Here is a 504-nt window from a genome sequence, read left to right as displayed (position 1 = left end):
TGCCATTCAATGGTCTTTTCTATGACATCGCTAATGTATTCAAACAGATTGATGCCATTCAACTTGCATGAAATAGCTATAGAATATAGGATAGCTCCCCGTCTTGCTCCTTCGTGCGAGCCAAAGAACATAGAGTTTCTTCTTGATAGTGATATGTACCTCTGGATTCTCTCAATGTAGTTGTTATCGAGAGCCGTATCACCTCTTTTGAAGATGTCACAAATGGCATTATATTCATTAAGGGCATAGCCGACCGCCTGCGCCAGGGTAGACTTGGGCAGCAAATCCTTCCTGGAAGATATTTCCTCCAGTTTCTCCAATAAATCCTGCAAAATGTCTGGTGCGTATGACTGCCGATAGGCAAGATGGTCTTCAACGGTCCATCCATTTACCCCAACCTTATGTTTTTTGTCTTCTTGATAAAACCTGTTGATAATATCTACGACTTCCTGAGCATCCTTGTCCTCCTTGCCGCAGTCGATGAAATCTCTCTTGACATGTTGC

1 protein-coding gene is annotated in these 504 nt (G+C 42.9%); it reads right to left on the bottom strand.

From position 1 onward, the window contains the following. Positions 1-504, bottom strand: a 504-nt coding sequence (locus CFT61_RS16460) for an IS66 family transposase (protein WP_142990675.1), incomplete at both ends; no start/stop codon positions are given.

This window comes from Segatella copri (assembly GCF_002224675.1).
In the GTDB taxonomy this organism is placed as follows: Bacteria; Bacteroidota; Bacteroidia; order Bacteroidales; family Bacteroidaceae; genus Prevotella; species Prevotella copri_U.
The sequence above is the reverse complement of the archived record's forward strand: the minus strand, read 5'-3'. Positions and strand labels throughout refer to the sequence as shown.